Source organism: Nostoc sp. WHI, from assembly GCF_015714725.1.
Classification (GTDB): domain Bacteria; phylum Cyanobacteriota; class Cyanobacteriia; order Cyanobacteriales; family Nostocaceae; genus Nostoc.
The window spans coordinates 1-6972 of sequence record NZ_WBKM01000209.1 but is presented as its reverse complement, the minus strand read 5'-3'; the positions used below and the strand labels follow the sequence as shown (position 1 = coordinate 6972).

The window sequence follows — 6972 nt, the reverse complement described above, 5'->3', positions numbered from 1 at the left end:
GGCCCCCTGCTCCCTGCTGTGCTAACCAAGTTACCAACCAGCCACAAATGCCAATAGCTAACCCCAACTGCGTGACATCTACCCTGGCAACAAAGATCGCCCGCACTAACAGCACAATTAAGGCATAAATAATTACCGCAACAGGTAAGTTAATATTTAACTGATCGCGCCTATCTGCCTCGCTGATCGAATTAGGCTGTTGGTAGAGATTGTGATAAATGGTAATAATAGTTGTGCCGATCGTTGCCACATAAACAGCAATTAAGGGAAATGCTCTTAATTGCCAACCCCAATGCAGATAACTCAGCCCCAGAATATTTGCTACAGATAATTTGTCGGGATGTAAATTGGGAAAAATAGCCCGATTTTTGGATAGTAAAACAGTAATAGCAGTAAGAGTAGGACAGGCGATCGCAACTACAATCCAATTCACAGGATTTTGCCACAACTGAAAGCTATCCATTGCCCAAAAGTTCACGGGTACTAACAAAAGGGTGACAATCAACAATGTTTGAGCCGTCAATCTAAGATTGCTTTGCCTAGTCGCCCAAAAGCTCAACCCCCAAAAACTCAAAGTATAAGCAAATAAAACTCCATACTGTCCAGCAGGGGGAAACATTTTCCACTGACTAGCAGCCAATACCCCAGAGGATACCACTACTAGGAATACACCTAGAAACAGCAGCCACCGGACACTGAGTTCTGCTCCCAAGGACTGCAACATTGTGCTGATAAAGTTGGGTTTAGCTGCTTTTGGTTGCGGTTGTCTACGGCTACTAGATTGTAAAGCTGCTACGGGTAACTGCTCCACGGGGTCGGAGGTTGCAAATACTACCTTTGGTTGAGCTTGCAACATCACTGCACACACAAGAAACTCTCGACATAGCTGCCTAACTTGGGTATCGGATATCAAACCTAAGCGCAGCCATATATCTAGCCCTTCTAATAAATGAGGATGAGAGGACGGTAGTCTGATTTCAATCTTTAGCAGGTGGTCAAGAGGCAATGACATAATCCGCAGTCATGTGAGTATATACTTAAATTGTTGGTTTAATTAAAGTATATTTTGGCTCTAATTGTGCCACTTATTAGGCTAATTGATATTAATTTTTAAACTGCGATCGATATTCAAATATCAATTGTCTGCTTTTAGGGTCCTTCTTCGAGTTTCTCAATTGGTAGATGCGCCCGTATCCTTGGTTTAAGTCGATTTTGTGATTTTCCAGAGTAAGTTGTCTATCTGCTGTAACTTGGAATTATAAATTTTCTCAACTCCAGCTTTCAAGAAATTAGAGGGTTTGAACAAGAAGATGTCAGTAAAGCCAGTAGTAATCTCTGGTAAATTATTTGGATATACAAGTTGAAGCCGCACTTTTGGATCAAGTAAATAACCAAGTGTTTGGATTGCAAGTGTGCTAGTATCACTAATTAAAAGCGGTTTATTAGCTTGAGCAATTACCCGAGCAATTTGAGGATACTGTTGATTTAACTCAGGCAATTTGTTCCACCAAATCTGGGCTTGAGAACTGAGAATACAAGATATAACTCCGCTGCTAATTACTATCAATGTTACAAGTGACCAGAGCTTTTTCTGCCAAATCTTACTAGAAATAGATGTGATTTTAGTGGTAAACAAATAAGCAAACGCTAACTGTATACCTAAAATAGACGGAAGTATATATCGAGTAGTCCCGAATCGCTTTCCGAAGACAAAATCCAACAGCATTAGGGGAAGACTTACAGACCCAATCAAAGTTAAGACAAATAACCAAACTTCTTGGGAAGTTCTTCGACAGAGAAGATAAATTGAGTAAATAATAAAAGCAAAAATCATTAAAATCCCAGGAATTAAGGCTATCTTAAGTCTCCCTGGGTCACTAGGGCTAATACCTAAATCAAGAAACGCACGACTAATAATCCCAGCCCACCTTATAGCTGACTGAAGTAATGTTTGTTTAGTACTTGTCCAACTTACTCCTTCGGGAGTGGGGTTGGTAATAATAATCCAAAACCAAGGTACAAAAATCAGAAACCCTGCAAGCGATGATAGCAGATAAGATATTGAGGTTTTAGTTAATCGGAAGCGTTCGATTATAACTACATAAATTGCCTGTGCCAGAGCGACAAAGCTAAAAAACAATTGACTGTAAAACCCTAGTGATAATGTTGCTGCATAAATGCACCAACTAACTTTTGTTTGAAGGCGCATAGCTCGCAGCAGTGCTGCGCTCGACATTAAGGTAGCTACTATCCATAAACTGTAAGCTCGTGCCTCTTGTGCATACAGGACATGGACAGGTGAAATGCTCACCAAGACCATAGCCATCCACCCTATTAGTGAAGACTTAAATAATTCTTGGCACAACCAATAAATACAAGGAAAGGTCAGCAAACTAATGAACGCTGAAAAACTTCTTATGACTGCTACAGAATCGCCAAACCACTCTACCCAAAACCTTACTATCACAAAATATAGCGGTACAACCTGCGATTCTTCTAATATTAACCCTTTAATTGTATCATTTATGTTTTTTTCCGAATTAGGAAACTGGTATTTATGTAAATCTTCTATGCTGAGTAAACGACCATTCTGTAGCTGCTCCTCCATTTCTGATTTCATATAACCAGAGATGCGTAATGATGTATAAACTTCATCGAGCCAATATACTTTTTTGTCCAGATTTACGAAACGAAAAAATACACCTATTACTAATAGAATAATGATTAAAAAGCGTAGCCAAGATTGAGAAATAAGCCAGTTCCGTGACAATTGCTTTTTCATGCAGTTTTCAATTACCTCAAAGCGTTAATAAACAGCGATAAAATTTTATCTCATAAACCGTTTCTGAGAAGGCATTTTAGTTTTAATGCTACTCGTTAAGATGTAAGTAAATTATTCTACAGTATAAATTAATTGGGCAGAATAGGCTGAGTTTAGTTGAGCGAGCAGATTCAGCCAGCGATCGCTCCATAGTGCAGGTATTGTATTATTCATCACTTATCGGACTTATTCTGTTCTTAGCGTCATCATTGTACCGCACACCCGACACTACTTTGTCACCTTCTGGGCTTCTTCTCTTCACTTTGTCTCTTCCAGTAATAGAATTAATAACAAAGCTTTTGTAAACCCTTCAACCTATGAAAAGATAGAGTTGCACTGACAGATTTTACACAATTGATTAAAAAAACAAAAATCTGTATTCAAAGTAAGCTTGTAGCATCTAAAACGCTTGTAAGATTTTTATGACTTCCCGTATTCGCTTTTTGATGTGTGCCCCTGATCACTACGATGTAGACTACGTGATTAATCCCTGGATGGAAGGGAATATTCACAAATCATCGCGCGATCGCGCCGTAGAACAATGGCAGGGATTACACCAAATCCTCAAACAACACGCCATTGTCGACTTAGTACCACCTGAAAAAGGTTGGCCTGATTTAGTTTTTACTGCCAACGCTGGCTTAGTACTGGGGAATAACGTTGTCCTCAGTCGCTTTCTGCACAAAGAACGTCAGGGAGAAGAGCCTTTCTTCAAACAATGGTTTGAGGCAAATGGTTATACAGTTAACGAACTCCCCAAAGATTTGCCCTTTGAAGGCGCAGGAGACGCACTGCTGGATCGGGAAGGACGTTGGTTATGGGCAGGATACGGTTTCCGCTCAGAGTTAGATTCTCACCCTTATCTAGCTAAATGGCTGGATATTGAGGTGCTTTCCCTACGACTCATGGACGAACGCTTCTATCACCTGGACACCTGCTTTTGTCCCCTAGCAAACGGCTATTTGCTCTACTATCCCGGCGCTTTTGATTCTTACTCCAACCGCTTAATTGAGATGCGAGTCGCACCAGAAAAGCGGATTGCAATTGCCGAAGCTGATGCAGTCAACTTTGCTTGTAATGCGGTGAATGTGGACAGCATCGTAATCATGAACAAGGCAAGTGATGTTTTGAAAACAAAGCTTGTAGATGCAGGTTTTCAAGTTCTGGAAACGCCGCTTACCGAATTTCTCAAAGCTGGAGGTGCAGCTAAATGCTTAACTCTACGCGTGACGGAACCAGTTGGAGACGAAGTTCATGCCAATGTCTCGGTAGAAAGCCGCGTCATTCGCATGGAAGGACACTTACTTGATGCAGGCTTAATTAACCGCGCTTTGGATTTGATCATAGATGCCGGGGGAAGTTTCCAAGTTCTGAATTTCAACTTGGGAGAACAACGACAAAGTACCTCAGCCGCCGAGGTGAGGGTATCAGCGCCATCCCATGAGGTGATGGAGGAAATCATCTCGCTGTTGATTGATTTGGGTGCTGTAAATTTACCCGAAGATGAGCGAGATGCCAAACTTGAGCCTGTGATTCAAGCTGGGGTTGCGCCTGATGATTTCTACGTCAGTACCATTTATCCTACCGAAGTGCGAATTAATGGTCAGTGGGTGAAGGTGGAAAATCAACGGATGGATGGCGCGATCGCTATTACTCAAACTACCACTGGTTTAGTCGCTCGGTGTAAAATCCTCCGCGATTTAGAAGTTGGCGAACAGGTAATTGTCGATGTGCTAGGCATTCGCACCATCCGCAAAACTGAATCACGCGAACAACGCAGCACTCAAGAATTCAGCTTTATGTCATCGGGCGTTTCCAGTGAGCGGCGCGTCGAATTGGTGGTTGAGCAAGTGGCTTGGGAATTGCGAAAAATCCGCGATGCTGGTGGTAAAGTAGTTGTCACGGCTGGGCCTGTGGTGATTCACACTGGTGGCGGCGAACACTTGGCGCAACTAATTCGAGAAGGATATGTGCAAGCGTTGCTTGGTGGCAATGCGATCGCAGTTCATGACATTGAGCAAAATATCATGGGCACTTCCCTTGGTATGGACATGAAGCGGGGTATCGCCGTACATGGTGGACATCGCCATCACCTGAAGATAATTAATACCATTCGTCGCTACGGCAGCATTCCCAAAGCTGTGGAGGCGGGGGTGATTAAAAATGGTGTGATGTATGAATGTGTCCACAATCATGTGCCTTTTGTCCTTGCTGGCTCCATTCGAGATGACGGGCCTTTGCCTGATACCCAAATGGATTTGATTAAAGCACAAGAGGAATATGCCAAACACCTAGAAGGTGCGGAGATGATTTTGATGCTATCATCAATGCTGCACTCCATTGGTGTGGGTAATATGACTCCGGCTGGTGTGAAAATGGTGTGTGTGGATATTAATCCAGCTGTAGTGACTAAGTTAAGCGATCGCGGTTCTGTGGAATCGGTGGGTGTGGTGACAGATGTGGGATTGTTTCTGAGTCTGTTGATTCAGCAGTTGGATAAGTTGACGAGTCCTTATGTTAATAAGGTAGGTTAGGAAAAGCTCACGCAAAGGCGCCCAGGCGCAGAGAGGGGAGATGGGAAGAGTGGCTTTTAGGGGAGAGTTGCAGATTAGTTGGGTTAGCTTGATTGCTGATTTTATGTTGGCAGGGATGGTTGTTGGCCCACTAGCGGCTCCCTTTCTGGCTGCGTCTGGAGTGTCTTTGCTTGGGGGGATTGCGGACATCATTTACTTTATGGGTAATCATGTATGTCCGCAGCCAACTATGGGATTAGGTTTGGCATCACCGTTTATTATGGCTGTGTGTATGCGGTGCTATGGGACGGTGACGGGTTTGTTGATTACTCGTCTGCTGTATGGGGTAAGTGGTGGTAAGGATTTTTATTGGTTAAGTCAGTATGGCTGGAATGGTGCGGCTTTAGCTAGTGTGCTAATGATGGCTTATCCTTTAGAATTGGCAGCAGAGGTTTTGGGTTTGTGGAATTTTAATAACTATCTGGTTACGCCTTTTGGGTTAATTACAGGTTTAGCGTGGGGATTGTTTACTATGCCGCTCTTACACGGGTGGCAGAATATGATAAGTAGTCGGCTGAATTAATTACACAATGCCATTGCGAGTGTGACGTACTCCTGCGGAAAACAAGCTACGCGGTAGCGTCTCGTAGAGAGGTGAAATAAGTAATTGGACGGAATCAATTACACAATGTCATTCCCAGAAGCAAGCGCGTAGCTTGCTTCTCTACGAGACGCTCCGCGAACGATCGCAATATGCGATCGCACTTTACATTACTTCTGACAGCGATCGCACATCTAAAATATGTTAATATTTCCTAGCTCATGATGCGATTAACTTTTTGCGGCTAGGACGCTTATGGTCTGATTTTTTCTTCAGTCCTACCGCTTGGGCTTGATCGCTATCCGATCCGTATTGTCCGCGCACAACTTCTTTCATCGCTAATACCGCATTGTGAAATTCCCATTCTGCTAATCGCGCAGCATCAGCAGCAGCACGGTATAAAGTTAGTTTTTCGGTTTCGGCTTGTTGCTGGGCTAACATAACTTGATAAGTTTGCTGTAATTTGGTAGCAGAGGCATCAGCACGGGTTGTTTCATAAATAGCGATCGTTTGCAAACCGTGCCATGAAGTAACATTTTCACTAATTACTTGAGGGCGTAAACGGCGTGTTGTATCTTGGATAGACATATCAGTATATTGTTATAAGGTACATATTTAATGTACCCATTGCAACCCTAAAACTATCAGTAAGGTGAAGTTTTTAGATAAAACAAGGTTAAAGAAAGGGTAAGCTCATTTTTGCAAGGCGATGCATCAAAGGTGCAAGGCGATGCATCAAAGGTGCAAGGCGATGCATCAAAGGTGCAAGGCGATGCATCAAAGGTGCAGGGCGATGCATCAAAGGTGCAGGGCGATGCATCAAAGGTGCAGGGCGATGCATCAAAGGTGCAGGGCGATGCATCAAAGGTGCAGGGCGATGCATCAAAGGTGCAGGGCGATGCATCAAAGGTGCAGGGCGATGCATCAAAGGTGCAGGGCGATGCATCAAAGGTGCAGGGCGATGCATCAAAGGTGCAGGGCGATGCATCAAAGGTGCAGGGCGATGCATCAAAGGTGCAGGGCGATGCATCAAAGGT

The 6972-nt window shown here is 43.4% G+C and carries 4 protein-coding genes and 2 pseudogenes; 2 read left to right on the top strand and 4 right to left on the bottom strand.

The window, feature by feature from the left end:
- Positions 1-1012: pseudogene (locus F8S12_RS20850) on the bottom strand (DUF2157 domain-containing protein); the annotation flags it as partial.
- Positions 1013-1201: 189 nt separating this feature from the next.
- On the bottom strand, positions 1202-2782 hold the full coding sequence (locus F8S12_RS20845; RefSeq protein WP_196518002.1) for a glycosyltransferase family 39 protein: 1581 nt from the start codon (positions 2780-2782) through the stop codon (positions 1202-1204).
- Between the two features lie 461 nt (positions 2783-3243).
- On the opposite strand from F8S12_RS20845, the gene argZ reads away from it, so the two are divergent.
- Both argZ and F8S12_RS20835 read left to right on the top strand, forming a co-directional pair.
- A complete protein-coding gene (gene argZ, locus F8S12_RS20840; protein ID WP_196518000.1) occupies positions 3244-5355 on the top strand; it encodes a bifunctional arginine dihydrolase/ornithine cyclodeaminase in 2112 nt (703 codons plus the stop codon).
- 40 nt (positions 5356-5395) lie between these two features.
- Complete coding sequence (locus F8S12_RS20835) at positions 5396-5917, top strand: DUF2085 domain-containing protein (protein ID WP_196517999.1); 522 nt, start codon at positions 5396-5398, stop codon at positions 5915-5917.
- Between the two features lie 237 nt (positions 5918-6154).
- Here the strand turns inward: F8S12_RS20835 and F8S12_RS20830 are convergent, their stop codons facing one another.
- Complete coding sequence (locus F8S12_RS20830) at positions 6155-6523, bottom strand: hypothetical protein (protein WP_196517997.1); 369 nt, start codon at positions 6521-6523, stop codon at positions 6155-6157.
- Between the two features lie 88 nt (positions 6524-6611).
- Positions 6612-6972, bottom strand: a pseudogene (locus F8S12_RS20825) (hypothetical protein); the annotation flags it as partial.